Here is a 23,312-nt window from a genome sequence, read left to right on the forward strand (position 1 = left end):
GTGAACGGTGGCGCCGGTCCGCTGATCAGGTGAGAAACGTCTTGAGTTCGTGCACGAGCTTCTTGATGTGCCCGGAGATCACCGGCGTGCCGAGATCCTTGAACCGCTCCCGGAACCAGGGGTTCACGCTGCCGCGCCCGGAGCTGGTCACCGAGCCGACCGGGATGAACTTCGCCCCGGACCGATGAACGGCGGCCATGCTGTCGAACAGCTCCTGGTGACGCCACTCGTAGAAGTCGGAGATCCACACCACGACGGTGTTGCGCGGCTCGGTGATCTTCGGCTGGGCGAGTGCCATGGCGACCGTGCCGTCGGTACCGCCGCCCAGCTTGGTGCGCAAGAGTGTCTCGAACGGGTCGTGCGCCCACGGAGTGAGGTCGAGTGCCTGCGTGTCGTACGCGATCAGGTGGACGTCCACCTTCGGCAACCCGGCGAATATGGACGCCAGGATGGTGCAGTTGACCATCGAGTCGACCATGGAACCCGACTGGTCCACGACGACGACGAGCCGCTGGGGCGTCGTCTTGCGGCTGGTGTGCCTGTAGTAGAGGCGGTCGACGTAGAGCCGCTCCTCCTCCGGGCTCCAGTTGGTGAGGTTCTTCCAGATGGTGCGGTCGATGTCGAGGTTGCGGAACACACGCTTGGGCGGGACGGACCGGTCGAGTTCGCCGGCCGTGGACTTCTCCACCTGGGTGCGCAGCACCTCGGTGACCTCGTCGACGTAGCGGCGGATCAGCGCCTTGGCGTTGGCGAGGGCCACACCGGAGAGGTTGTTCTTGTCCCGCAGCAGTTGCTCGATCAGGGACATGCTGGGCGTCAGCCGGGAGGCCAGCGCGGGGTCGGCGAGCACCTCGCGCAGGTGCATGCGCTTGACGAGACCGGCCTCGATGGATCCGAGCTCCGGCCCGATCGCCGGGATCAGCCGGCCGAGGTCGGGCAGCTGCCCGCCGCCCCCGGTACCGGTCGGGCTGACCCCACCACCGGCCGCCGACCGGCTGGCGCCCGCGCCCCGCCCGCCGCGCAACTCGCCCGGCCGGCAACGTAGGGACCGTTCCAGCCACTCGGCGTCGGACTGCCAACGGGCCAGCTGTTCGGCGGTGACGGTGCCGGGCCGGGAGGCGAAGACATTGAGCAGCACCTTCGACGCGAGCGCCGCACGCCGCACCTCGGCGGCCCGGTCACGCGCACCGTCCTCCTCCGGCTCGGGTGTCATCAGCCCGTCGAACTCGGCGGCCAGTCCCGGATGCCGCTGCACGACGGAGTCGACCGACGCGTCGGGGTCGAGGAGCGCGGGCGGCAGACCGATGTCCTCGACGACGGCGAGACTCGCCGACTCCAGGGAAGCCTGCTCCTCGGGGTCGAACAGCCGCGCCAGCAGACGCCAGTAGAGAACCTGCCGCCGGTTGTCGTACGCGTCGGGCTCGGGACCGGGTTCTCGCCCGGTGCTGAGGTCGGTCATTTCCGCAGCAGCCTTCCCGCGCGCTCGCGCAGTACGGTGACGGCGTCGGTGGCGGCCTTCTCGGCCCGGACCCCGGCCTTGTCGGTCGTGCCCCCGGCCCAGGCCCCGGCGTGCACGGCGACGGCCTTCTTCCGTACGACGTGCTCGACGGCGAGCGGCTGGAGCAGAAACTCCCCCGCGTCCCAGCGCAACAGCCCGAGACAGGCAACGGACGAGGCAACCGCCCGCGTGGTGAGAGGTCCCGCGGCCGGCACCCGGTCGGCGTCGACACGCAGACGCCCCCCGGCGACCTCGAGCACGACCCCGCCCCCTCCATCGGCCCGGTCGTCCCCGCCCTCCACGCCATACCCCTCCACCAGGACGGGCACCGCGATCCGGGCCGGATGCCGGTTCAGCGGCGACACGGCGAACGCGGCGGCGGTGGGCAGGGCCACCCGGGCGGTGGCGAAGGCGTCGGCGGGCTCGCCCGCACGGGCGCACGCGTCGTCCCACAGCAGATCGCCCTCGGCGGTGACGGGCATCGCGACGAGGTCCATGGAACGGCCCTCACTCACGGCGGTCAGCAGCGACATGTGCGGTCGCAGCAGCTGCCACAGTCCGGCCCCGACGACCGTGTCGGGCTTCGGGGCGGACACCGACGCCCGCAGCAGCCTGGGCGTACCACCGTCCGCCGGCTCGAACACCGCGTGCACCTGGGCCTGTACGGCGGTGGCGTGCTCCTGGACGTCGACACCGAGCGGCAGCAGACGCCCGGTCACCTCGGCCACGACCGGCACGGCGTCCGCCCCCGGCAGTGTCAGCAGCAGCGCACGCGACCACAGATCGGCCCAGCGGCGTACCGGAACACGCTCCAGGGCCGCCCCGGGACAGGAGGCGGCGAGCTCGGCGGCGAACCCGTCGAGCAGCGCGGCGAGCCGGCGCGACGCCGGGTCGGGCAGCATCGCGGACACGATGGGCGCCGCCCCGCCGATCAACTCGTGATCGATGCCCTGCCAGCCCGCCCGTGCCAGATCACACAGCCAACTGCGCGCGGCGAGACGCAGGTTGGCGGCATGCTCCGCACCGGGTGCCTGGGTGATGGCGGCATCGGCGCGGGGCCGATCGACGGCCTCCTCCGCCCGGGCGACGAGCGCGTCGTGTACGGACCCGAGCAGAGCGGTGCGGGCGGCCGCGAGGGCGGTGAAGTGGTCCTCACCGCCGGCTCCGGCGGCCGTCTTGTCGGCGGCCTCGGCAACCCGCGAGGCCAGCGGCGTCCCGGCGACGGCGTCGGCGAGTCCCGCCAGCCCGCCGGCCTGCCCGGGCTGCGGACGGAGCAGTCCGCCGACGAGGGCCTCGTCGAACCCGTCCACGGCCGCGAGGGCCTCGTCGAGCCCGTCGACGTCGAAAAGCAGATCGGCACGCATCAGGAGGCCACCGCCCTGGTCGTCGGGAACCATTGCATCTCGGGCAACGGGACAGTAGTCGGCTTGAGTTCGAGATAGGCAAGGTGCCGCAGGAACCGGCTGAACACCTGTGCCGCCGCGGAACCGTCGTCCGGGCCGGGCCGCGCGGCCGTCATGGCGGAGACGAGGACGTGCGCGTCCACGGCGCCCTCGGCATCGACCCTCAGATACCGGGCCACGCGCTCGGCTCCGTACTGAAGCACGGCCTCGCCGACGAGCGCGCGTATGTGGTTGCAGAACGAGCCGCGCGCCCCGCCGCAGGGCCGGTTGTTGTTGGTGCTGCACGAGTAGGCGTACGACCCCGCCGCGACCGAGGACACGTACACGCGCCCGATGTCCGACCCACTGGACACCACACCCTGCAACCTCCCGTCCGCCAGCTCGACGAAAGGCACCTTGGCAAGCTTCCGAGGCCGCGCGGACGGCACCACCCGCGCCGTGCTCGACTTCTCCCAGACGGACAACGCACCATCTCCCATGCATGCGAAAGGGGGGGCGTTCACGCCACCTCGGCGGAACGAGACCGAATCTATCGGCGGCCACTGACAACGCCGTCCGACCCCGCCGCGGCCTTGACGTCGGTCCGGAACCGGTCGCTACTTGTGCAGTGGACGTTGGGCGGCCGTCCATGTCTGTGTCAGCGGTGGGCGGAGAGGATGGCGCGTGGTTCGTCCCCGGTCTTCGATCCAGGCGATCCCCGGACCGACATCCTGAACGCCGGCCCCGAACTCGTCCGCGACGGCCGGGTGCACATCGCGGAGGTCGCCGAGTCACTCGGTCTGCGCGACGCGGTCAACCTCGACGGCGGCGGTTCGACGACGACGGTGACGGGCGGAGCCGTGCTCGACGACCCGGCGGACGCGGCCGGTGAACGCCCGGTCGGCGACGCTCTGTTGGTCTAGCCGCGCAGGCACGAGGACTGACTCCGGCCCTCCGTACGAAGACCGCCCCACGACAGCGCGAAGAACTGCAACCCACCCAGGGAGCCGCCGTGTTCGCGAACGTGCCACCCTTCCTGACCCCCCTCAGGACGAGAGCCCTCCTGACCCTGGCCGTCTTGCTGGCCACCCTCGCACCGGACACCCCGGCACCGGCCACCCCGGCACCGGCCGCGGGACAGCCGGACGCCGCCTCCCGCCCCGGTGCCGAAGTCGTCGCCGTCACCCAGGTCGCGGACCGGCAGGTCGATCTGTCGGTACGGTCGGCCGCCCTGGGAGGCCGCACGGTCGACGTCCGCCTGCTCACCCCGGACGGATGGGACCCGCACGACCGGCGCCACCGACGGCACTGGCCCACCCTCTGGCTACTGCACGGCTGCTGCGGCGACTACACGTCCTGGACCGCGATGACGGACGTGGCGGAGACCGACAGCCTGCGCGACGTCCTCGTCGTCATGCCCGAGGCCGGCTGGAACGGCTGGTACAGCGACTGGTGGAACCACGGCGAGGGCGGCGACCCGGCGTGGGAGACCTTCCACACGGTGGAGCTGCGCCGGCTGCTGGAGCGGGACTGGGGCGCGAGCGGCGACCGCGTGGTGGCCGGCCTGTCGATGGGCGGCCAGGGCGCCCTCCTCTACGCCGCCAGGCACCCCGGCATGTTCAAGGCGACGGCGGCCTACTCCGGCTCCGCGCACCCACTGCTGAACGAGGAGTCGGTCGACCGCATCATGGGCTTCTTCGCCGGCCGGAACGACGACCCGCTCCGCGTCTGGGGCGACCCGGACGCGCAACGCCGGATCTGGCAGGCCCACGACCCCTTCCACCTCGCCAAGCGGCTCAGGTCGATCCCGGTCTACCTGTCCTGCGGCGACGGCACCACCGGCCCGCTGGACCCACCGGGCAGTACGAGCGCGCTGGAGGCCGACTTCAACCGCCAGAACCACGCACTGGCCGCGGAGCTGCGACGGGTGGGGGCCCGGCACCTGACCACCAACTTCTACGGTCCGGGGACCCATGCCTGGGCGTATTGGGAGCGGGAGCTGCATGCTTCGCTGCCGATGCTGCTGGGGGCGCTGGGGGACGACGGCTGAACCGGCCACGGCGGTGGCCGGTGGCGGTTGCCAGGGTGCCCGGGTGCCCGGGTGCCCGGGTGCTTGGGTGCTTGGGCCGGACGACGGCGAGCAGGCCGGCCCGGGCGGAGGCATGCGGCCGGTCACCGGGATCGAGGGCTCACTCGTGGTCGACGATCGCCGCGACCGTCTTCCGGTGCCTCTCGTTGTCGTCCGCTGCCTTGCGCAGTTCCTCGGTGTGCTTCTTGATCTGCGCTTCCTGGTACCGACGTTCCTCCGTCGACCAGATGGCGACGAGCCGGGTCTGCTTCTTGCAGGCCACGTCGGCGAGCGCCATGTCGATCTCCTCGCGGCTCACCGGAAGGACGTCGATGTCGAAGGGCAGGTCCTCGCCGACCGGAGCCGTCGCCGCGTAACCCTTGTCGCGCATGCAGTGGGACCACTGCTCGAACACCGCGGTGACGCGCGGGCCGTTCATCGTCCGCTTGTGGGACTCGGCCTTGATGTCCGCGGCCACCTCGGCACGGGAGCCGTGCGGCGCGTCGTGCTCGCCGGTCAGTTCGGCACCGGCCTCGGCCACGCACCCTTCCGGCGCGCCGTCCTCGCCAACGCCGTTGAGGGCGGCCGTGTAGGAGGGGTCGCCGCGTCGGGCGCGCATCCAGTCGGCGCGCCGTGCAGCCGCCTTGGTGTCCTTCCTCGCCGCTTCGTCGACGGCGGACGGCAGGTGGTACCCGTACTTCCGTGCTGTGGCGGTGTCGGCCACTCCGTAGCGTCGCTTGTTGCCGTAGACGCCGTTGTCCCTGACGCCCGCCTCCAGGACCGAGCCGGCAGGCCGGGGGAAGGAGAAACCGGACTTCCGCATGCAGCGGTCGACGAGTACGGCACGAGCGAGCGCTGTCCGGGTCTGGTCGCGGACCGTCGGCAGGTAGGTGTTGACGGGGAGAATCACTTCCCCGGGTGCGGGCGCGGCGGTTGGCGGTGCCACGGGCTTGTCGGGAACGGCGGAGCCCTGGCCGAGGCAAGCCGTGGCGGACATCGCGACCGCCGCGGTGAGCACGGCCCTCGCGGTCGACGCGGCCGGAACGGGCAGTCGCCACCGGGGCAGAGGCGGACGCGGGGGCATGAGGCGATTCCACTTCATCGGATCCACCGAAGTCGTCGGAGCGGGCGCGGGGATGCCGTTCCAGACGCTTCCGGGCCCGCGGTGTGGGATCCGCGGGCGCGGAAGGGCCGGACCGGCCGCTCGGGATCAAACGCCGATGTACACCGACGCGTTGTCGTTCCAGGTGTAGTAGAGCTCCCCGCGCTGTCCGCCGTAGAGCCAGTCGTAGTTCCCCGCGTAGTTGGGGGAGTAGTAGCTCCTGCAGTAGGCGGCCCACGAGTCGCACTGGATCTTCCGGGCGTTGTTGCGGACGACCTGGCCGGCGCCCGATCCCGTCCCCGCGCGGTAGTGGTTGTCGCCGAGGTTGGCGTTGTCGTTCCAGCCGCCCCAGTAGGCAGAGCTCCAGGTGCTGTAGTAGAAGCAGACGTAGTAGCCCGTCGAGTAGCAGCGCGACTCGTTGCCGTTCTGCCCGACGTGCTTGGAAGCGGCCTGCGCCGGGGCGGCCGTCAGGGGCAGCGCGGACACCGCCAGCCCTGCCGCCAGCAGCGTGCCGGCGAGTTTGGTCTTGAGTTTCATGGTCGGCCTCCTGTGGGTGGAGTCATGTCCATGTCGCTGTGCAGTACCAGACCGTATGGTCGTGGGCCTGCTCGGTCGTCCCGCAAGGGGTGGAGATTCGCGTGCAACCGCTGCCGTAGCGCCGGGATGTACGACAGGGGGTGTACGGCGAGGGGTTCAGGCGGGTATCGGCCAGGCCGGCGGCGGATGGCGCGTGTGCAGGTGGGGGGGCATCGGCCGCGCGAGTCACTTAATGCATACGATGTGCAAGTGCATCACAGCGACTACAGCATCAGGACGGCGGTCGCCCGCGACCTCGGCGCCGCCCGAGCCGTCATGCTCGACACCGTCTACCGCGACTTCGGCACCGGGTACGTCCCGCGCTGGCACGGTGACGTCATCGACCTGGCCGGCGCGTACCTGACCCCGAAGCGGCACGCCCTCCTCGTCGCGGTCGACGCGGACGGCGAGGTCGTCGCGACCGGCGCCCTCGACTCCCGTGGCCCCGCGCACCCCCCGAACCCGCGCCGCGTAGCCGAGCGCTACCCCTCCGGCGTGACCGCGCAGCTGCGCCGGGTGTACGTGCGGCCCGAGCACCGCCGGCGCGGCCTCGCCCGGCGGCTCGTCGACGGGCTGCTCGCCTTCGCCGCCGCGGACGGCGGGTACCGGGCCGTCTACCTGCACACCGATCCCGCCGTCACCGGCGCCGAGCCCTTCTGGCGGTCGCTCGCCAAGGTCGTGCACGACGAGCGGGAGGACGCGGGCGGTGGGCAGGGGATCGTGCACTTCGACGTGCCGATGGGATGAGGGGCGCCAAGGTAATGGAAACGGTTGTCATGTAGGCTCCCGCTCGCTGCCGCCTTCGCCCCGCTCGCTCGCTGCCCCCTTCGCCCCGCCCGCTCGCCCGCTCGCACCCGATTGATCCGAGGACAATGCGCTCCCACCGCCGCTCCCGGCTGCTCGCCCCGCTCCTGCTCGTCCCGCTGACAGCCGGCTGCTTCGCCTCCGGCGGCGGGGACGACTCCGGTTCCGGCGCGGAGGGAGGCGGCGACGGATCCCGGCTCCGCGTGGCCCTCGCCTTCCCGCCCGCCGAGGGACTCTCGCCGTACGGCGCCGACGCGACCCTCCTGAGCCGTCTCGGTGTCACGGAGGGCCTCACCGCGCTCGACGCCAACGGCAGTGCCGCGCCCGCGCTCGCCGAGTCCTGGCGCAGGGACGGGGGCAAGGCCTGGGAGTTCACGCTCCGCGACGCCACCTTCCAGGACGGCGGTGACGTCACCCCGGCAGCCGTCGCGGACTCCCTCACCCGAGCCACCGGCGCCGAGCCCGCGCCCGCCGCACTGACCGGGGTCACCCTCAGCGCCGAGGCACAGGGCGAGCGGGTCGTCCGCATCACCACCGCCGAGCCCGACCCCGTACTGCCGCTGCGGCTCTCCAGCCCCAGCCTCGCCATCCTGTCCGCCAAGGCGTACGGGAAGGAGAACGGCCGAGTCGACCCCGTCGGCCACGCCACCGGCCCCTTCGAACTGACCAAGGTCAACGGCGCCACCTCCGCCTCTCTCGACCGGTTCGACGACTACTGGGGCGGCCGCGCCCAGGCCTCCGGTATCGACGCCCGCTTCATCGCCGACGGCACCGCCCGCACCAACGCCCTGCGGACCGGCGAGCTCGACATCGCCGAGGCCGTTCCCGTCTCCCAGGCGGCGACCCTCGGCGAGGACACCCGGCGCGACACCGCCACCACCCGGACGACCAGCCTGCTGCTCAACGCTTCCTCCGGGCCCTTCGAGGACGCCGGGCTGCGGGCCGCCGCCCGGGCCGCCGTCGACACCTCCGTGTTCGCCAAGGACGTCTACGAGGGATACGCGGACCCCGGTGCCGGCCTCTACGGGCCCGCCGTGACCTGGGCCGAGGGCAAGCGGACCGAACCCGTGGGACGCGCGGCGGCCACGAAACCCGGCGGTGCCACCGTCAACCTCGCCACCTACGACAACCGGCCCGAACTGCCCGAGGTCGCCCAGGTGGTGAAGCAGCAGCTGGAGGAGGCCGGGTTCAAGGTGAAGCTCACCGTGCGCGAGTACTCGCGGCTGGAGGGGGACGCCCTAGCGGGGAAGTTCGACGCGTTCGTACTCGCCCGCAACACCCTCGTCGACACGGGTGATCCCGTCGCCGTCCTCGCCAGTGACTACACCTGTGACGGCGGCTACAACATCGCCCAGCTCTGCGACAAGGACGTCGACGCGGCCGTCGCCGAGGCCGAGCGGACCGCCGACACCGCGAAGCGGCAGGACGCCGCCATGGCCGCCGAGGCCCGGATCCTCGGCGGCGACGCCGTCGTGCCGCTCGTGCACCAGCGGATCATCACCGGCGTGGCCGGCTCCGTACAGGGCGTGATCCTCGACCCGTACGAGCGGACGCTCGTCGGCACCGGCACGCGGCGCTGAGCCGTGCGGCAGCGGATGGCCACCGCGGCGTGGCGGGTCGTTCTCGCGGGCGGGCTCGTCTGCGGCATCGGACTGCTGCCGTGGCTCACGCACACCGACCCGGCCCACACCGTCCTCAAGGCGCGGTCGGCCGAGCGGGAGCCCACCCCCGAGGTGCTCGCCGACATCCGTGCGCAGCTCGGGCTCGGCGACGGGCCGCTGCACCTGCTCGGGCGGTGGCTCGGCGGGCTCCTGCGCGGTGACGCCGGACAGTCGTGGATCTCCGGCGGCGACGTCCTGCCCGACGTGCTCCAGGCGCTCGGGGCCTCCCTGCTGCTCATGGCCGTCGCGCTCGTCGTGGCCGCCCTCACCGCCGGGCTCGTCTGCGCCCGCACGCTCAGGCTCGGCGCGCGGCGGCGGCTCGGGGAACGGCGACACGGTGGCACCGCCGCCGCCGTGGTCGCCTCCCTGCCCGAGTTCCTCGTCGCCTCCGTGCTCGCCACCGTCGTCGGGGTGCAGTGGGGGTGGCTGCCCGCGCTGGGGTGGTACGGGCCCCAGTGGACCGTACTGCCCGCGCTCGCGCTCGGGCTGCCGGCCGGGGCCGTGCTCGGGCGGCTGCTCGACGACCTGCTGCCCGGCGCGTTCGGTGAGCCGTGGGCGCTGGCCGCCGCCGCCCGGGGGCTGACGGGCCGGCGCATCGCACGGCAGGCGTTGCGGCGGTGCGCGCCCGCGCTGCTGCCCAACCTCGGGCTGTTCGTCGTGGGCCTGACCGGCGGAGCCGTCGCCGTCGAGCAGGTCTTCGACATCCCGGGCCTCGGCCGCACCACCCTCCAGGCCGCCCTCGCCCAGGACCTGCCCGTCCTCCAGGCCGGCACCCTCGCCCTCGTCCTCCTCGCGGCGCTCGCCACCGGTGCCACCCGCATCGCCGCCCGCCTGCTCACCGGACCCGCACTGCGCGACGGCGCGCTGTCCTCCCTGCACCGCCCCGCCCCGCCCGCCCGCGGCTTGCCGCCCCTCCTCTGCGGTGCCGTCCTGATCGCCGTCATCGGGCTCGGCCTGCCGCGCGACCCGCTCGCCCTCAGCACCGGGGACCGACTGCGGGCGCCCTCCCCCGAGCATCCCTTCGGTACCGACGCCCTCGGGCGCGACCTGCTCGCCCGGGTCGGTCACGGGGCTCTCGACACGCTGCTCCTCGCCCTCGCCATCAGCGCCGCCGCCCTTCTCACGGGCGTACTCCTCGGCCTCGTACCCCGCCTCTCCGCGCCGCTCGTCGACACCGTCAACGCCGTGCCGCCCGTACTCGCCGCCCTCCTCGTCACCGCCGTGGCGGGAAGCGGGCCGGTGACGCCCGCGCTCGCCGTGGGCGCCGTGGCCTGGGCGCCGCTCGCCGCGCACACCTCCTCCCTGCTGCGGCAGGAACGCGCCACCCTGCACATCACGGCCACCCGGGGGCTGGGTGCCGGACGGTGGCACCTGCTGCGCCGCGAACTGCTGCCCGCCGTACTGCCGCCCGTCCTGCGCCACGCCCTGCTGCGGCTGCCGGGTGTCGCCCTCGCGCTCGCCTCCCTCGGCTTCCTCGGGCTCGGCGCCCAGCCGCCGTCCCCGGAGTGGGGCCTGCTCCTCGCCGAGAACCAGCCCTACGCCGAGCGCGCCCCCTGGGCCGTCCTCGCCCCCGCCGCCGTCCTCGCCCTGCTCGGCGCGCTGGCCGTCACCGCGGCGGGCGGACTGCGCCGGCGCCGGCTGCGGCCCCGGAGTACGTCACCGGTCGTCAGCCGAGAGACCGTCGAAGAGAAGGAACCGGTCGGAGCCCGATGACCTCCACGTCCATCGGCCGGCTCGTCGCAAGGCCCGGTCGCGGGGTCCCGCCTTCCCCGCTCTCGCCGCTGCTCCGCCTGCTGATCGTCACCCAACTCGCCTTCAACGTCGGCTTCTTCGCCGTCCTGCCCTTCCTCTCCGAGCACCTGGGGCAGTCCATCGGCATGGCGGGGTGGCTGGTCGGGTTCGTGCTGGGGCTGCGTACCTTCAGCCAGCAGGGGCTGTTCGTGGTCGGCGGGGCGCTGGCCGACCGCTACGGCATCCGGCCCGTCGTACTCGCCGGGTGCGCGCTGCGGATCGCCGGGTTCGCGTGGCTCGGGTTCGCCGAGCGGACCTGGGCGGTCGTCGGGGCGGTGCTGCTCATCGGCTTCGCCGCCGCGCTCTTCTCGCCGGCCGTCGAGTCCGAGGTGGCCCGGCAGGCCGTCGTCCGGGAGGAGGAGGGGGGCGGGGACCGGACCCGGGTGCTCGCGCTGTTCACCGTCGCCGGGCAGGCCGGGGCGTTCGTCGGGCCGTTGCTGGGTGCCTTGCTGCTGGGCGTCGGCTTCCGTACCGCGTGCCTGGCCGGGGCCGGTGTCTTCGTGCTCGTGCTCGCCGGGCACGCGTGGCTGCTGCCGCAGCGTGTTCCCGGACGGGCGCGGGTCCGGGTCAAGGGCGGGGCGCGGCTGCTGCTGCGCAACCGGCGCTTCCTCGCGCTGTGCTGCGCGTACGGCGCCTACCTGCTCGCCTACAACCAGCTCTACCTCGCGCTGCCCGCCGAGGTCGAGCGTGCCGCCGGTTCGCAGGCGCCGCTGGCCTGGCTGTTCGCGCTGTCCTCGCTGCTGGTGGTGACCGCGCAGCTGCCGGTGACCCGATGGGCGGGGGAGCGGCTGGCGCCGCGCCGGTCGATGGTGGCGGGGCTGGCGCTGATCGCGGCCGGCTTCGCCGTCGTCGCCCTCGCACGGCCCGCCGGGTGGACGGGGACGGGTGGGCTGGTGCCCGCCGCCGGGTTCGTCGTGCTGCTCACCATCGGGCAGATGCTCGTCGCGCCCGTCGCCCGTGCCTGGGTACCGGACCTGGCCGAGGACGGGCGGCTCGGGCTGTACACGGGGGCGCTGTCCTCGGTCTCCGGGCTCATCGTGCTGGCCGGCAGCTCGGCCACGGGCCTGCTGCTGGACAGCGGGCTGCCGGCCGGCGTGCCGTGGCTGGTCCTGGCCGCCGTACCGCTGGCGGCGGTGGGACTGCTGCCCCGGCGCAGCTGAGTCCTTCCTGGGACAGCGGCGCCGCCGGTCTGCTGGACGACGCGGGCTCCGGCACCCACGGCCCGCCTCGGTCCCGGGCGTGGGGCGAGACCGCCTGTTGACCGCGCCCGAGCGCCGGGGATCTCCGCGTCCGGGAGGTATCTGCGAACATTGGCACATGGACGCGCGGAGCAGGAACCATGTGACGGTGACCGGGCGGTCCGGGGGGCCGGTGGTGATGCTGGCGCACGGGTTCGGCTGCGATCAGAACATGTGGCGGCTGGTGGTGCCGACGCTGGAGCGTGACTTCACCGTGGTGCTCTTCGACCACGTCGGCGCGGGAAGGTCCGACCTGTCGGCGTGGAGCCGCAACCGCTACTCGACGCTCGACGGATACGCCGACGACGTGCTGGAGCTGTGCCGGGAGCTTGCACTGGGCCCCGTCACGTTCGTAGGGCATTCGGTGAGCGCCATGATGGGTGTGCTGGCCGCCGCACGGGAGCCCGAGGCGTTCGCCGGGCTGGTGCTGCTCGCCCCTTCGCCGTGCTTCATCGACGACCCCGAGGCCGGTTACCGGGGCGGCTTCAGCGCCGAGGACATCGACGAGCTGCTGGAGTCGCTGGAGGCGAACTACCTGGGCTGGTCGAACGCGATGGCACCGGTCATCATGGGCAATCCGGACCGGCCGGAGCTGGGCGAGGAGCTGACCAACAGCTTCTGCCGCACCGATCCCGAGATCGCCCGGCTCTTCGCCCGGGTGACCTTCCTGTCCGACAACCGCACCGACCTCGCCGAGGTCGGGGTGCCCACGCTGGTCGCCCAGTGCTCCAGCGACGCGATCGCCCCGCCGGAGGTGGGCGCCTTCGTCCACGCGCAGATCCCGGGGAGCCGGCTGGTCACGCTGAACGCCACGGGGCACTGCCCCCAGCTCGCCGCCCCGGAGGAGACCGCGGCAGCCATCGCCGCCTTCGCGGGAGCCCCCCGGTGACGTGCGGGACCGACGGCGAAGAGGGCGGTCCGGACAGGGACGAGGGCCCGGGAGACGAGCAGGCGCAGTTCTCCGCCCTGCTGGAGGACAGCGCCGAGGACCTGTACGAGCATGCGCCGTGCGGCTACCTGTCGACGCAGTTGGACGGCCGGATCGCGAAGGTCAACGCCACCCTGCTGAACTGGCTCGGCTACCGGCGCGACGACCTGGTGGGCCGCAGACACTTCTCCGACCTGCTCACGGTCGGCGGCCGGCTCTACCATGAGACCCACTTCGCCCCGCTGCTCAGAATGCAGGGCGAGATCAGCGGCATCGCCCTGGAACTGAAGGCCGCGGACGGCTCGCGCCTGCCCGTCCTGGTCACCTCGGCGGTGAAAACGGGCAGCGACGGACAGCCCCTGCTGATCCGCACCACCGTCTTCGACGCCCGGGACCGCCGCGCCTACGAAACCGAGCTGCTGCGCGCCCGCGAGGAAGCCGACCGGGAACGCGACCGCCTCCAGACCCTGGCCACCACCCTGCAGAAGACGCTGCTGCCGCCGGCGCTGGTGGACGTACCCGGCCTGGAGGTGGCCGCGTACTACCACGTGGCCTCCGTGGACGAGGTGGGCGGCGACTTCTACGACCTGTTCCCCCTGGCAGGCGGGACCTGGGGGCTCTTCCTGGGCGATGTGTGCGGCAAGGGCGCCGCCGCCGCGGCCGTCACCTCGCTGGCCCGCTACACCCTGCGCGCCGCCGCCGTCTACGACCCCGACCCGGCCGCCGTGCTCGGCAACCTCAACACGGTCCTCAACCACGAGTACAACGGCACCGACCCCCGCTTCTGCACCGTCGTCTTCGGCCTGCTCACCCCCGACCCCGACCCCGACCGGAAAGGCTTCCGCATCACCCTGGCCAGCGGCGGCCACCCGCCCGCCCTGCTGATGCGCGCCGACGGCACCGCCGACTTCCTGCCCACCCCCGGAGGGCAGCTCATCGGGGTCCTCCCCGACGCCGAGATCGCCACCACCACCGTCCACCTCGACCCCGGCGACACCGTGCTCCTGCACACGGACGGCCTGACCGAAGCCCACACCAACGCCACCGAGGGCGGCGGGGAACGCTACGGCGACGACGCCCTCCTCGACTTCGGCCGCGCCCTCGCCCCCACCACCGCCGCCGGCACCATCAGCGCGGTCCGCGACCTGCTCGACGCCTTCGGCACCGGCGTGGACGACGACACCGCCGTCCTCGCCATCCACGCGCCACGTCCCCACAGTGAAGAGCGGCAGTGACCCAGCACCTGACCCTCCACACCCGTACCACCATCGCCGGGCCGGTCATCGAACTCGCCGGGGACCTCGACCACGACACGGCCGACGAGGTTCGCGCCACGCTGCCCGGTCTCGGCCTTCGCCCCGGTGAGCAGCTCGTCCTCGACCTCGGCGGCCTGACCTTCTGCGACTCCAGCGGCATCACCGTGCTCATCGCCGCCCGCAACCACGCCATGACGGCCGGCGCGGGCTTCGCGTTGGCGGCGGTCCCCGACCGCGTCAGCCGGATCCTCCGTATCGTCGGGCTGGACCAGGTCTTTCCCGCCCACTCCACGGCCGAGGCCGCCGAGGCCGCCTGGCGGCCCGGCGGCAGCTGACCGGCCGCCGCCGAACCCGACCAGCCGGACGCGGGCCCCGGCCGTGCCGCCCGGCCGGCCGTGACCTGATGGCGTCCACCTCCCGCAAGGCGGGGGAGCAGGACCTCACCAGGCCCTGCCCTGCCCGGCCCCTGCCCGGGCCTCACCGGACGGCGAGTTCCCGCAGCACCCCGGCCGCCGGGGCGCCGCCCCGCGTCCGCGACCCCCGCCACAGCCACAGCACGTCCCGGCCGAAGGACCACACCAGCAGCCCCAGCGCCAGCAGCACCACCCCGGTGTTGACCGAGTGCGGCAGCAGTCGGGCGCCGGCCAGCAGCAGCAACACGCCCTGCAGCGCGGCCACCGCCTTGCGTGCCGTGCTCGGCGGCAGCGGGGCGGTCAGCCAAGGCCACATCCGGGCCGCGGCGACGAACACGTACCGCATGCCGCCGATCAGCAGCACCCACGGACCCTGGTCCATCGCGACGTACACGCTGAGCACGAGGATCAGGAACGCGTCGACCTCCATGTCGAACCGGGCGCCCAGCGGCGTGGACGTGCCGGTACGGCGGGCGACTCTGCCGTCCACGCCGTCCAGGATCAGGGCCACGGCGGTCAGGCCGACGAGGAGGGAGACGGGCGGCGCGCTCCGGAAGGAGTCCGCGACCAGGGCCGTGACCCCGCCGACCAGGGTGGCCCGCCCCAGGGTGACCCGGTTGGCGGGGCCGAACGACGGCAGCCGGGAGCGGTGCAGGGCCCGTGAGAGCACCGCCCAGGTCGCGAACGCGAACGCGAGGCCGGTCAGCCAGCCCGCCGTGCCCATGCCGAACGCCGTAGCGAGCAGCGACAGGAGCAGGATCTGCGCGCCCGCCCCCACCGCGGTCTCCTGCTGAACGGGCCTCGCGTCGTACCCGTCGTACGTGTTGTTCAGGGCCACCGAACACCCTCCGGCCGTGTGACAGAGTCGATCAACGCCGCTACCTTGTGCGCGGCTCGTGCATCCCTCGGTACGTGGGCGGCTTCCCGATCGTTCAGGAGGACATCCGATGACAGGCATGGCACGTGCGTTCTGGCTCGAATCGCCGGGCCGGGGCGCGATCCGCGACGTGGTACTGCCGGTGCCCGGCGAGGACGAGGTGCTCGTGCGCACGCTCCACAGCGGCGTGAGCCGGGGCACGGAGACCCTCGTCTTCGGCGGCCGGGTGCCCGGGAACCAGTACGCGGCCATGCGCGCGCCGTTCCAGGAGGGCGACTTCCCGGGGCCGGTGAAGTACGGCTACCTGAACGTCGGTGTGGTGGAGGAGGGTCCGGACGCCCTCGTCGGACGTACCGTCTTCTGCCTGTACCCGCACCAGACCCGGTACGTCGTCCCGGCCGCCGCCGTCACCCCGGTGCCGCCGGAGGTCCCCGCCGGGCGGGCCGTGCTCGCCGGCACCGTGGAGACCGCCGTCAACGCCCTGTGGGACGCGGCGCCCCTGATCGGCGACCGGATCGCCGTGGTCGGCGGCGGCATGGTCGGCTGCTCGGTGGCCGCCCTGCTGGCCCGCTTCCCGGGCGTCCGCGTCCAGTTGGTCGACGCCGACCCGGCCAGGGCCGAGGTCGCCGAGGCTCTCGGCGTCGGCTTCGCGTCCCCCGCCGACGCCCGCGGCGGCCTCGACCTCGTCGTCCACGCGAGTGCGACGGAAGCGGGCCTCGCCAGGTCAATGGAGCTGCTGCGGCCGGAGGGCACCGTCCTCGAACTGAGCTGGTACGGCGACCGGCGCGTCGCCCTCCCGCTCGGCGAGGCCTTCCACTCCCGGCGCCTGACCCTGCGCAGCAGCCAGGTCGGCACCGTCTCCCCGGCGCGCGGCGCCACCCGCGGCTACGCCGACCGGCTCGCCCTCGCCCTCGACCTGCTCGCCGCCCCGGCACTCGACGCCCTCGTCACCGGCGAGTCCGCGTTCGCCGAACTGCCGGACGTGCTCCCGGGGTTGGCCTCCGGGGAGATCCCCGCCCTGTGCCACCGCATCCGGTACGCCGGCGACGACGGCTGACCCGACGGGATTCATCGGCGCCTGACCTTGAGAAAAGACGTGCGGGACGCTGAACAGGGGAAGGCACCGAGCCGTAATAGACGGCACCCCGCGCGGCGATCGGCGGGGGATCAGACGCGCCACACCTGGAGGGTCGTCCGTTGTTCAGCATCACCGTCCGCGATCACATCATGATCGCCCACAGTTTCCGCGGCGACGTCTTCGGGCCCGCGCAGCGCCTGCACGGAGCGACGTTCCTGGTGGACGCCACCTTCCGGCGCGAGCAGCTGGACGAGGACAACATCGTCGTCGACATCGGCCTGGCCACCCGGGAACTGGGTGCCGTCGTCAGCGAGCTGAACTACCGCAACCTCGACAACGAACCCGACTTCGCCGGCGTCAACACCTCCACGGAGTTCCTGGCCAAGGTCATCGCCGACCGGCTCGCCGAACGCGTCCACAAGGGCGGGCTCGGCGAGGGGGCCAAGGGCCTGGCCGGCCTCACCGTGACCCTGCACGAGTCGCACGTCGCCTGGGCGAGTTACGAGCGTGCGCTGTGACCGACACGTCCGTGGAAACGGCGACGGCGGCCACGTCGACGGCCGGTGCGACCGCCGGACACGCCCGGCTCGCCTACGTCCCCGCACAGCTGTCCGCGCCGGCTCCGGCCCCGAGGAACGGGGGGATCGTCCCCATGTCCCTGCGCTCCGTGCACTTCGTCATGCCGGACTCGGTCGACGACCCGGCCGCACCGAGCGGTGGCAACGCCTACGACCGGCGGGTGCGGCTGGACCTGCCCGGCTTCGGCTGGCGGGTACGGGGTCTGCCCGTGGCCGGTGACTGGCCGCGGCCGGACGACGCCGCACGCGCGGAACTCGCTCGGGTTCTGCGCCGGTTGCCGGACGGCGCCGTCGTCCTCCTCGACGGCCTGGTCGCCTGCGGAGTGCCGGAGGTCGTGGTCCCGGAGGCGGAGCGGCTGCGGATGGCCGTCGTCGTCCACCTCCCGCTCGGCGACGAGACCGGCCTCGACCCCGCCGCGGCCATCGAACTGGACGCCCGCGAACGCGCGGTACTGCGCGCCGTCCCGGCCGTCGTCGCCACCAGCGACTGGGCGGTCCGCCGCCTGGTCTCCCACCACGGCCTCGACCCGGACCGCGTCCACGTCGCCGCCCCCGGCGCCGACATCGCGCCCCTCGCGCCCGGCACCGACGGCGTCTCCCGGCTGCTGTGCGTCGCCGCCGTCACCCCCCGCAAGGGCCAGCACCGGCTGGTGGAGGCGCTGGCGGCGGTCGCCGACCTGCCGTGGAGCTGCGTGTGCGTCGGCGGGCTCGGGCAGGACCCGGAGTACGTCGACCGGCTGCGGGCGCTGATCGCGCGGTACGGACTGGAGGACCGACTGGTGCTGGCCGGGCCCCGGGCCGGTGCGGAACTGGACGCCGCCTACTCCACCGCCGACCTGATGGTCCTCACCTCGTACGCGGAGACGTACGGCATGGCCGTGACGGAGGCCCTCGCGCGCGGCATCCCCGTGCTGGCGACGGACGTCGGCGGCCTCCCGGAGGCCGTCGGGCGGGCTCCCGACGGCGGGGTGCCCGGCATCCTCGTACCGCCGGAGGACCCCGTGGCCCTCGCCGCCGAACTGCGCGGCTGGTTCGGGGAAGCGGACGTACGACGCCGGTTGAAGGCCGCGGCACGCGGCCGCCGCGCCGCCCTCGACGGCTGGGCGGCCACGGCCCGGAGCCTGGCGGGCGTACTGCACCGGCTGCCGAGCGAACCCCGGAGGGCGGCATGAGGAGGACCACGGCACCGGCCGGAGGAGCGGTCCCGGCCCAGCCCGGTCCGCGCGACGCCCCCGAGCCGGCGAACGGTGTGATCCCGGGGGCGGGCCCGGCCGAGCCGCTCACCGGCCGCCCCGGGCAGCCTCCCGCGGAGCGCGCCACCCTCCGCCTCCGGGAGACCCCGGGGCACCCCGGCGAACCACCGCGCTACGCCCCCGAGTGGCTGCGGCTGCGCGAGCCCGCCGATGCCGCCGCGCGGGCGCACGACCTGCTCGACCCGCTGCGGATCCGGCTGGCCAACCTGCCGAGGCGGGCGGACGGGCTCGTCGTGCACGACGTGGGATGCGGCACCGGCTCGATGGGCCGCTGGCTCGCCCCGCTGCTCGACGGCGCCCAGCACTGGGTGCTGCACGACCACGACCCCTACCTCCTGCACTTCGCCGCCGTCGCCGCCCCGCGTTCGGCCGCCGACGGAAGCCGTGTCACGGTCGAGACCCGGCGCGGCGACCTCGCCCGCCTCACCCCGGACGCGCTGAACGGCGCCGCGCTGGTGACGGCGTCCGCGCTGCTCGACGTCCTCACGCGCGAGGAGGTCGGCACTCTCGCCGCCGCCTGCGCCTCGGCCGGCTGCCCGGCCCTGCTGACCCTCTCCGTCGCCGGACGGGTCGACCTCACCCCCGCCCATCCCCTGGACGCCGAGATCGCCGACGCGTTCGACGACCACCAGCGGCGCACCGGCTTGCTCGGGCCCGACGCGGTCACCGTGGCGGCGGAGGCCTTCGCCGCGCACGGCGCCACGGTGCGGGCGCACCCCAGTCCCTGGCGGCTGGGCCCCGGGGAGACCGCGCTCACCGCCCAGTGGCTACGGGGCTGGGTCGGCGCGGCCGTCGAACAACGCCCGGAGCTGCGCGAACCGGCCGCCCGGTACCTGGACGAGCGCCTCGCGGCCTGTGCCTCGGGGGAGTTGCGCGTCGTCGTCCACCACACCGACCTGCTGGCGTTGTGCCGGCCGACGGGCGGGGCCTCGTGAGCGCACCGGCGGTGGCGGCGGGAACGGGGGCCCGGCCGACGGCGGCACCGGCGGGGACAGGGGTGCCGCCGACCGCGGTACGCCAGGAGGAGGCGGCCCCCGGCGGCGGCTCTTCCGGCGGCGACAAGGCTCGCCGCCGCGCCCTGCGCACCCACCTCGGCAGCCTCGCGGGCGTCGCCATCCTCGCCGTACTGCTGTGGCGGACGGGGACCGGTGTCCTGCTGGACGGGCTGCGCCGGATCGACGGCGTCACGCTGCTGACGGCGCTCGGCATCGGCCTGGTCACCACGGTGTTCAGCGCCTGGCGCTGGGCCCTGGTGGCCCGGGGGCTGCGCATCCGGCTGCCGCTCGGACCGGCCGTCGCCGACTACTACCGTGCGCTGTTCCTCAACGCCGCCCTCCCCGGCGGCGTCCTCGGCGACGTGCACCGCGCGGTACGGCACGGACGCAGTACCGGCGACCTGGGGCGCGGCGTGCGGGCCGTCGTCCTCGAACGGGCCGCCGGACAGGTCGCGTTGACCGGCGTCGGCGTCGCGGTGCTGCTCACCATGGAGTCACCGGTGCTGGCCGGGACCCGGCACCTCGCACCGCTCGTGGGGATGGGCGTACTCGGCGCGCTCGCCGTCGTCCTCGCCCTGCGCATGAGCCGGGCCCCCTCCCGCGAGGGGCGGGCAGCGGCCGGGGCCCTGCGGGCGACCCTCCGCGAGGCGCGCGAAGGGGTGCTGTCCCGGCGGAACCTGCCGGGAGTCGCGGTGTCGTCCGTCGTCGTACTGGCCGGGCACCTCGCGATGTTCGTCCTCGCCGCCCGGGTGGCCGGCAGCGATGCCTCCGTCGCCGTACTGACGCCGCTGGCCGTGCTGGCGCTGCTCGCCATGGGACTGCCGCTGAACGTCGGCGGCTGGGGCCCACGGGAGGGCGTCACCGCCTGGGCGTTCGGCGCGGCCGGGCTGGGCGCGGGCACCGGACTGGGCGTGGCCGTGGTCTACGGAGTCCTCAGCCTGGTGGCGAGCCTGCCCGGCGTCGCCGTCCTCGTCGTCCGCTGGTACGAGGGGCTGCGCGGCGGCACCGCGCCGCACCGCGCGCCCGACGGGCGCTACCCCCGCTCACCACCCGGTGCCGTGCCCGTCACCGACGTCAACAGCGAGAAACACGCCCCGAAGGAATCCACGAGACCCGCCAGCAGTTCCTGCCCCTTTTCCGCCGAACCCAGTGAAGGCCGCCCGATGACACCGGAATCGGTATAGGCGGACATACCGAGGGAGAGCAGATGACGCCGGTCGTCCGCGACGGAATCGGCGGCCTCGTAACCGGGCCGGACGTATTCGGGGTGCGTGTGCAGAAGAATGGAGGTCTCGATTTCCCCCGCGTGCATGTCGGTGAGCAGCGAGGTGGCCACTCCCGCCCGCTCCCGCGCCGCCTCCCAGTCCTCCGCCGCGGGGAACAGCGCCATCCGCTCGCCGCGTGCGGAGGATTCCTGGACGACGTTGCCCAGTACGTAGTTTCCGCCGTGCCCGTTGACCACCACCAGGGCGTCGACGCCCGAGCGGCGCAGCGACTCCGCTATGTCCCTCACCACCGCGTGAAGGGTCACCGAGGAGATGCTGACGGTCCCCGGCCAGTCCGCGTGTTCATGGGAGCAGCCGATCGTCACCGGCGGGAGCAGGTGCACCGGGTAGGCGGCGGCGATCTCCCGGGCCACGGCGCACGCGACGAGTGTGTCGGTCGCCAGCGGCAGGTACGGTCCGTGCTGTTCGAAACTCCCGACCGGCAGCACCGCCACCTGTCGCGGAACTCCGAAGCCCCGCCTGCGCACGTCGTCGCTCGTGTCCGCCGGCACCAGTGAAACATCCATTCCCGCACGGCCTTTCGTCTCTGTTGAGCAATCTGTTGTGGGACCTGTTGAGGGATCCGCTGAGGATCTGTTGAGGAACGCGAGAATCATGACAGAAAATATCGGTGTACTCGGCAAGAAAGCCTCGCAGCGCACGGACGTGGAACGCGTCGTGGTCACGCCGCTGCCCACCGTCTACGGGGAATTCCGGGCGTTCGGCTATTTCGACCACGAGCGCGGTGACGAGCAAGTGGCGCTCGCGTACGGCGACCTGGGTGCCGACGGCGTGCTCACCCGGCTGCACTCGGAGTGCCTGACGGGGGACGCGTTCGGTTCCCAGCACTGCGAGTGCGGCGACCAACTGGCCTGCGCGCTGCGGGCGGTGGCCGCCGCGGGCAGCGGCGTCGTGGTCTACCTGCGCGGGCACGAGGGGCGCGGCATCGGACTGCTCGCCAAGCTGCGTGCGATGGCGTTGCAGGCCGAGGGTCTGGACACGGTGGAGGCGAACCTCGCCCTCGGCCTGCCGGTGGACGCCCGCGACTACGGTGTCGCCGCCCGCATCCTGGACGACCTCGGGGTGCGGTCCGTGCGCCTGATGTCCAACAACCCGCGCAAGCGGGAGGCGTTGCTGCGGCACGGCATCCAGGTCGCCGAACAGGTGCCGCTGCTGATAGCGCCGTGCGAGAGCAACATCACCTATCTGCGGACCAAGCGGGAGCGGCTGGACCACCACCTGCCGCACCTGGACGCCGTGGCCGCCCACCCTTCCTGAGCCGCCCGGGCGGGAGCGGACGGATCAGCCCGCCACGGCCTCGTGCACGAGCCGCTTGAGGTCCGGGTAGACCGTGTGCGAGGACTTCGGGCGCACCTGGGTCATGAACTGCACCGTCAGGTCACGGCCCGGGTCGATCCAGAAGGTCGTCGTCGCCACCCCGCTCCAGCCGTAGGTGCCGAGCCCGGAGGGCGCCTGGGTGCGGTCCGGATCGATCACCACGGAGACGCCGAGACCGAAGCCGACACCGTCGTTGCCGGGTTCGTCGTGCGCCGGGCGGCTGCCGTAGGCGCGCAGGTCGGCGTCGCCGGGCAGGTGGTTGCGGGTCATGAGGTCCACCGTCCCGGGGCTGAGCAGGCGGACGCCGTCCAGTTCGCCCCGGCGCCGCAGGAGCTCCGCGAAGCGGTGCACGTCGTACGCGCTGGAGACCAGGCCGCCGCTGCCGGACAGGAAGCGCGGCCGGCCCCGCAGCGGCAGCCCGGGGACCGGTTCGATGCCGCCGCCGTCCGTCTCGCCGTACAGCTCGGCCAGCCGCCCGGCCTGCTCGTCGGTGACGTGGAAGCCGGTGTCCGTCATGCCGAGCGGCCGGAAGACGCGCTCGGCGCAGTACACGTCGAGCGGCTGCCCGGACACCACCTCCACGAGCCGTCCGAGCACGTTGGCGGCCACCGAGTAGTTCCACTGTGTGCCCGGCTCGAACTGCAGCGGCAGGCTCGCGTACAGGTCGACCGTCTCGGCCAGACCCGCGCCCGGCCGCACCGACGACTGCAGGCCGGCCGCGCGGTACAGCTCGTCGACGGGGTGGGCGTGGTAGAAACCGAAGGTCAGCCCGGCGGTGTGGGTCATCAGATGCCGGACGAGGACCGGACCGGCGGCCGGCCGGGTGACGACGGCGTCCCCGGACCCTTCGACGTACACCCGCGGCTCCGCGAACGCGGGGAGGTACCGCGCCACCGGGTCGTCGAGCGACAGCCGCCCCTCCTCCACCAGCATCAGCACGGCCACGGACGTGACCGGCTTGGTCATGGAGTAGATCCGCCACAGCGTGTCGGCCGCCACGGGCAGTCCCGCCGCGACGTCCCGCCGCCCGTACACGGTCAGATGGGCGACCCGCCCGCCGCGGGCGACGGCCACCAGGAACCCGGGCATCCTGCCCTCGTCGACCTGCCGGGCGAAGTGCAGGTCGAGCCGGTCGAGCGCATTCGGATCCAGCCCGGCCGCACCCGCGTCGACCTCCTGCCGCAGCGGTGCCATCCCCATCGCCCTCCTTG

21 protein-coding genes and 2 pseudogenes are annotated in these 23,312 nt (G+C 73.6%); 15 read left to right on the forward strand and 8 right to left on the reverse strand.

Annotated features, from left to right (window positions below):
• Positions 1-25 precede the first annotated feature (25 nt).
• From ACZ4V1_RS13715 to ACZ4V1_RS13725, 3 genes are read right to left on the reverse strand one after another with little or no spacing between them, the layout of a single operon-like run.
• Positions 26-1,459, reverse strand: coding sequence for a vWA domain-containing protein (locus ACZ4V1_RS13715; protein ID WP_468334140.1), 1,434 nt, complete (start codon positions 1,457-1,459; stop codon positions 26-28).
• A complete protein-coding gene (locus ACZ4V1_RS13720) occupies positions 1,456-2,895 on the reverse strand; it encodes a hypothetical protein (protein WP_468334143.1) in 1,440 nt (479 codons plus the stop codon). The genes ACZ4V1_RS13715 and ACZ4V1_RS13720 overlap by 4 nt, the downstream gene beginning before the upstream one ends.
• Positions 2,862-3,380 carry a hypothetical protein gene (locus ACZ4V1_RS13725; protein ID WP_468334146.1) on the reverse strand — a complete coding sequence of 173 codons (519 nt, stop codon included), beginning with the start codon at positions 3,378-3,380 and terminating at the stop codon, positions 2,862-2,864. Before ACZ4V1_RS13725 ends, ACZ4V1_RS13720 begins: the two co-directional genes overlap by 34 nt.
• Positions 3,381-3,587: 207 nt before the next feature.
• Between ACZ4V1_RS13725 and ACZ4V1_RS13730 the strand changes: the two are divergent.
• Together ACZ4V1_RS13730 and ACZ4V1_RS13735 are read left to right on the forward strand one after the other, a co-directional pair.
• Positions 3,588-3,803: pseudogene (locus ACZ4V1_RS13730) on the forward strand (phosphodiester glycosidase family protein); the annotation flags it as partial.
• Between the two features lie 89 nt (positions 3,804-3,892).
• A complete protein-coding gene (locus tag ACZ4V1_RS13735) occupies positions 3,893-4,930 on the forward strand; it encodes an alpha/beta hydrolase (RefSeq protein ID WP_468334149.1) in 1,038 nt (345 codons plus the stop codon).
• A gap of 139 nt (positions 4,931-5,069) precedes the next feature.
• Here the strand turns inward: ACZ4V1_RS13735 and ACZ4V1_RS13740 are convergent, their stop codons facing one another.
• Positions 5,070-6,050 (reverse strand): hypothetical protein, encoded by a 981-nt coding sequence (locus ACZ4V1_RS13740; protein ID WP_468334152.1) that lies wholly within the window; start codon positions 6,048-6,050, stop codon positions 5,070-5,072.
• Positions 6,051-6,158: 108 nt separating this feature from the next.
• A complete protein-coding gene (locus ACZ4V1_RS13745) occupies positions 6,159-6,587 on the reverse strand; it encodes a hypothetical protein (RefSeq protein ID WP_468334155.1) in 429 nt (142 codons plus the stop codon).
• 315 nt (positions 6,588-6,902) lie between these two features.
• Here ACZ4V1_RS13745 and ACZ4V1_RS13750 point away from each other — a divergent pair, with 315 nt between their 5' ends.
• The 7 genes from ACZ4V1_RS13750 (at position 6,903) to ACZ4V1_RS13780 (ending at position 14,639) form a co-directional block, all read left to right on the forward strand.
• Complete coding sequence (locus ACZ4V1_RS13750) at positions 6,903-7,373, forward strand: GNAT family N-acetyltransferase (protein WP_468334828.1); 471 nt, start codon at positions 6,903-6,905, stop codon at positions 7,371-7,373.
• 125 nt (positions 7,374-7,498) lie between these two features.
• Positions 7,499-9,010 carry an ABC transporter substrate-binding protein gene (locus ACZ4V1_RS13755; protein WP_468334158.1) on the forward strand — a complete coding sequence of 504 codons (1,512 nt, stop codon included), beginning with the start codon at positions 7,499-7,501 and terminating at the stop codon, positions 9,008-9,010.
• A gap of 15 nt (positions 9,011-9,025) precedes the next feature.
• A complete protein-coding gene (locus ACZ4V1_RS13760; RefSeq protein ID WP_468334831.1) occupies positions 9,026-10,804 on the forward strand; it encodes an ABC transporter permease subunit in 1,779 nt (592 codons plus the stop codon).
• On the forward strand, positions 10,801-12,042 hold the full coding sequence (locus tag ACZ4V1_RS13765) for an MDR family MFS transporter (RefSeq protein ID WP_468334160.1): 1,242 nt from the start codon (positions 10,801-10,803) through the stop codon (positions 12,040-12,042). The genes ACZ4V1_RS13760 and ACZ4V1_RS13765 overlap by 4 nt, the downstream gene beginning before the upstream one ends.
• Positions 12,043-12,199: 157 nt before the next feature.
• Entirely contained in the window at positions 12,200-13,009 is an 810-nt protein-coding gene (locus ACZ4V1_RS13770) for an alpha/beta fold hydrolase (protein ID WP_468334163.1), read from the forward strand.
• Positions 13,006-14,283, forward strand: a complete 1,278-nt coding sequence (locus tag ACZ4V1_RS13775; RefSeq protein ID WP_468334166.1) for a PP2C family protein-serine/threonine phosphatase — start codon at positions 13,006-13,008, stop codon at positions 14,281-14,283. Before ACZ4V1_RS13770 ends, ACZ4V1_RS13775 begins: the two co-directional genes overlap by 4 nt.
• A complete protein-coding gene (locus tag ACZ4V1_RS13780; protein ID WP_468334169.1) occupies positions 14,280-14,639 on the forward strand; it encodes an STAS domain-containing protein in 360 nt (119 codons plus the stop codon). The genes ACZ4V1_RS13775 and ACZ4V1_RS13780 overlap by 4 nt, the downstream gene beginning before the upstream one ends.
• 142 nt (positions 14,640-14,781) lie before the next feature.
• Here the strand turns inward: ACZ4V1_RS13780 and ACZ4V1_RS13785 are convergent, their stop codons facing one another.
• Positions 14,782-15,555, reverse strand: a complete 774-nt coding sequence (locus ACZ4V1_RS13785; protein WP_468334172.1) for a CDP-alcohol phosphatidyltransferase family protein — start codon at positions 15,553-15,555, stop codon at positions 14,782-14,784.
• A gap of 109 nt (positions 15,556-15,664) precedes the next feature.
• On the opposite strand from ACZ4V1_RS13785, the gene ACZ4V1_RS13790 reads away from it, so the two are divergent.
• The 5 genes and pseudogenes from ACZ4V1_RS13790 to ACZ4V1_RS13810 all read left to right on the forward strand — a co-directional run.
• The gene (locus ACZ4V1_RS13790) at positions 15,665-16,651 is read left to right on the forward strand and encodes a zinc-dependent alcohol dehydrogenase (RefSeq protein WP_468334175.1); all 987 of its coding nucleotides are present in this window, start codon (positions 15,665-15,667) and stop codon (positions 16,649-16,651) included.
• 140 nt (positions 16,652-16,791) lie between these two features.
• A complete protein-coding gene (locus ACZ4V1_RS13795) occupies positions 16,792-17,190 on the forward strand; it encodes a 6-pyruvoyl trahydropterin synthase family protein (RefSeq protein WP_121750136.1) in 399 nt (132 codons plus the stop codon).
• Positions 17,187-18,422, forward strand: a complete 1,236-nt coding sequence (locus ACZ4V1_RS13800; RefSeq protein WP_468334179.1) for a glycosyltransferase family 4 protein — start codon at positions 17,187-17,189, stop codon at positions 18,420-18,422. The genes ACZ4V1_RS13795 and ACZ4V1_RS13800 overlap by 4 nt, the downstream gene beginning before the upstream one ends.
• Positions 18,419-19,438, forward strand: coding sequence for a hypothetical protein (locus ACZ4V1_RS13805; RefSeq protein ID WP_468334182.1), 1,020 nt, complete (start codon positions 18,419-18,421; stop codon positions 19,436-19,438). The genes ACZ4V1_RS13800 and ACZ4V1_RS13805 overlap by 4 nt, the downstream gene beginning before the upstream one ends.
• Positions 19,439-19,500: 62 nt before the next feature.
• Positions 19,501-20,394 (forward strand): annotated as a pseudogene (locus tag ACZ4V1_RS13810) (lysylphosphatidylglycerol synthase transmembrane domain-containing protein); the annotation flags it as partial.
• A 137-nt stretch (positions 20,395-20,531) separates the two neighbouring features.
• Here the strand turns inward: ACZ4V1_RS13810 and ACZ4V1_RS13815 are convergent.
• Complete coding sequence (locus ACZ4V1_RS13815; RefSeq protein WP_468334185.1) at positions 20,532-21,290, reverse strand: creatininase family protein; 759 nt, start codon at positions 21,288-21,290, stop codon at positions 20,532-20,534.
• An 88-nt stretch (positions 21,291-21,378) separates the two neighbouring features.
• Here ACZ4V1_RS13815 and ribA point away from each other — a divergent pair, with 88 nt between their 5' ends.
• Positions 21,379-22,041, forward strand: a complete 663-nt coding sequence (gene ribA, locus ACZ4V1_RS13820; protein WP_468334188.1) for a GTP cyclohydrolase II — start codon at positions 21,379-21,381, stop codon at positions 22,039-22,041.
• A 24-nt stretch (positions 22,042-22,065) separates the two neighbouring features.
• Here ribA and ACZ4V1_RS13825 read toward each other — a convergent pair whose 3' ends face one another.
• Positions 22,066-23,295 carry a serine hydrolase domain-containing protein gene (locus ACZ4V1_RS13825; RefSeq protein ID WP_468334834.1) on the reverse strand — a complete coding sequence of 410 codons (1,230 nt, stop codon included), beginning with the start codon at positions 23,293-23,295 and terminating at the stop codon, positions 22,066-22,068.
• Positions 23,296-23,312: the final 17 nt, after the last annotated feature.

This window comes from Streptomyces sp. NPDC028991 (assembly GCF_055564775.1).

Bases quoted from the DNA above. Each gene is read 5' to 3' on its own strand.
- ACZ4V1_RS13715 (WP_468334140.1), bottom strand. From the start codon at position 1,459: ATGACCGACCTCAGCACCGGGCGAGAACCCGGTCCCGAGCCCGACGCG.
- ACZ4V1_RS13720 (WP_468334143.1), bottom strand. From the start codon at position 2,895: ATGGTTCCCGACGACCAGGGCGGTGGCCTCCTGATGCGTGCCGATCTG.
- ACZ4V1_RS13725 (WP_468334146.1), bottom strand. From the start codon at position 3,380: ATGGGAGATGGTGCGTTGTCCGTCTGGGAGAAGTCGAGCACGGCGCGG.
- ACZ4V1_RS13740 (WP_468334152.1), bottom strand. From the start codon at position 6,050: ATGAAGTGGAATCGCCTCATGCCCCCGCGTCCGCCTCTGCCCCGGTGG.
- ACZ4V1_RS13745 (WP_468334155.1), bottom strand. From the start codon at position 6,587: ATGAAACTCAAGACCAAACTCGCCGGCACGCTGCTGGCGGCAGGGCTG.
- ACZ4V1_RS13750 (WP_468334828.1), top strand. From the start codon at position 6,903: ATGCTCGACACCGTCTACCGCGACTTCGGCACCGGGTACGTCCCGCGC.
- ACZ4V1_RS13755 (WP_468334158.1), top strand. From the start codon at position 7,499: ATGCGCTCCCACCGCCGCTCCCGGCTGCTCGCCCCGCTCCTGCTCGTC.
- ACZ4V1_RS13760 (WP_468334831.1), top strand. From the start codon at position 9,026: ATGGCCACCGCGGCGTGGCGGGTCGTTCTCGCGGGCGGGCTCGTCTGC.
- ACZ4V1_RS13765 (WP_468334160.1), top strand. From the start codon at position 10,801: ATGACCTCCACGTCCATCGGCCGGCTCGTCGCAAGGCCCGGTCGCGGG.
- ACZ4V1_RS13770 (WP_468334163.1), top strand. From the start codon at position 12,200: ATGGACGCGCGGAGCAGGAACCATGTGACGGTGACCGGGCGGTCCGGG.
- ACZ4V1_RS13790 (WP_468334175.1), top strand. From the start codon at position 15,665: ATGACAGGCATGGCACGTGCGTTCTGGCTCGAATCGCCGGGCCGGGGC.
- ACZ4V1_RS13805 (WP_468334182.1), top strand. From the start codon at position 18,419: ATGAGGAGGACCACGGCACCGGCCGGAGGAGCGGTCCCGGCCCAGCCC.
- ACZ4V1_RS13815 (WP_468334185.1), bottom strand. From the start codon at position 21,290: ATGGATGTTTCACTGGTGCCGGCGGACACGAGCGACGACGTGCGCAGG.
- ribA (WP_468334188.1), top strand. From the start codon at position 21,379: ATGACAGAAAATATCGGTGTACTCGGCAAGAAAGCCTCGCAGCGCACG.
- ACZ4V1_RS13825 (WP_468334834.1), bottom strand. From the start codon at position 23,295: ATGGCACCGCTGCGGCAGGAGGTCGACGCGGGTGCGGCCGGGCTGGAT.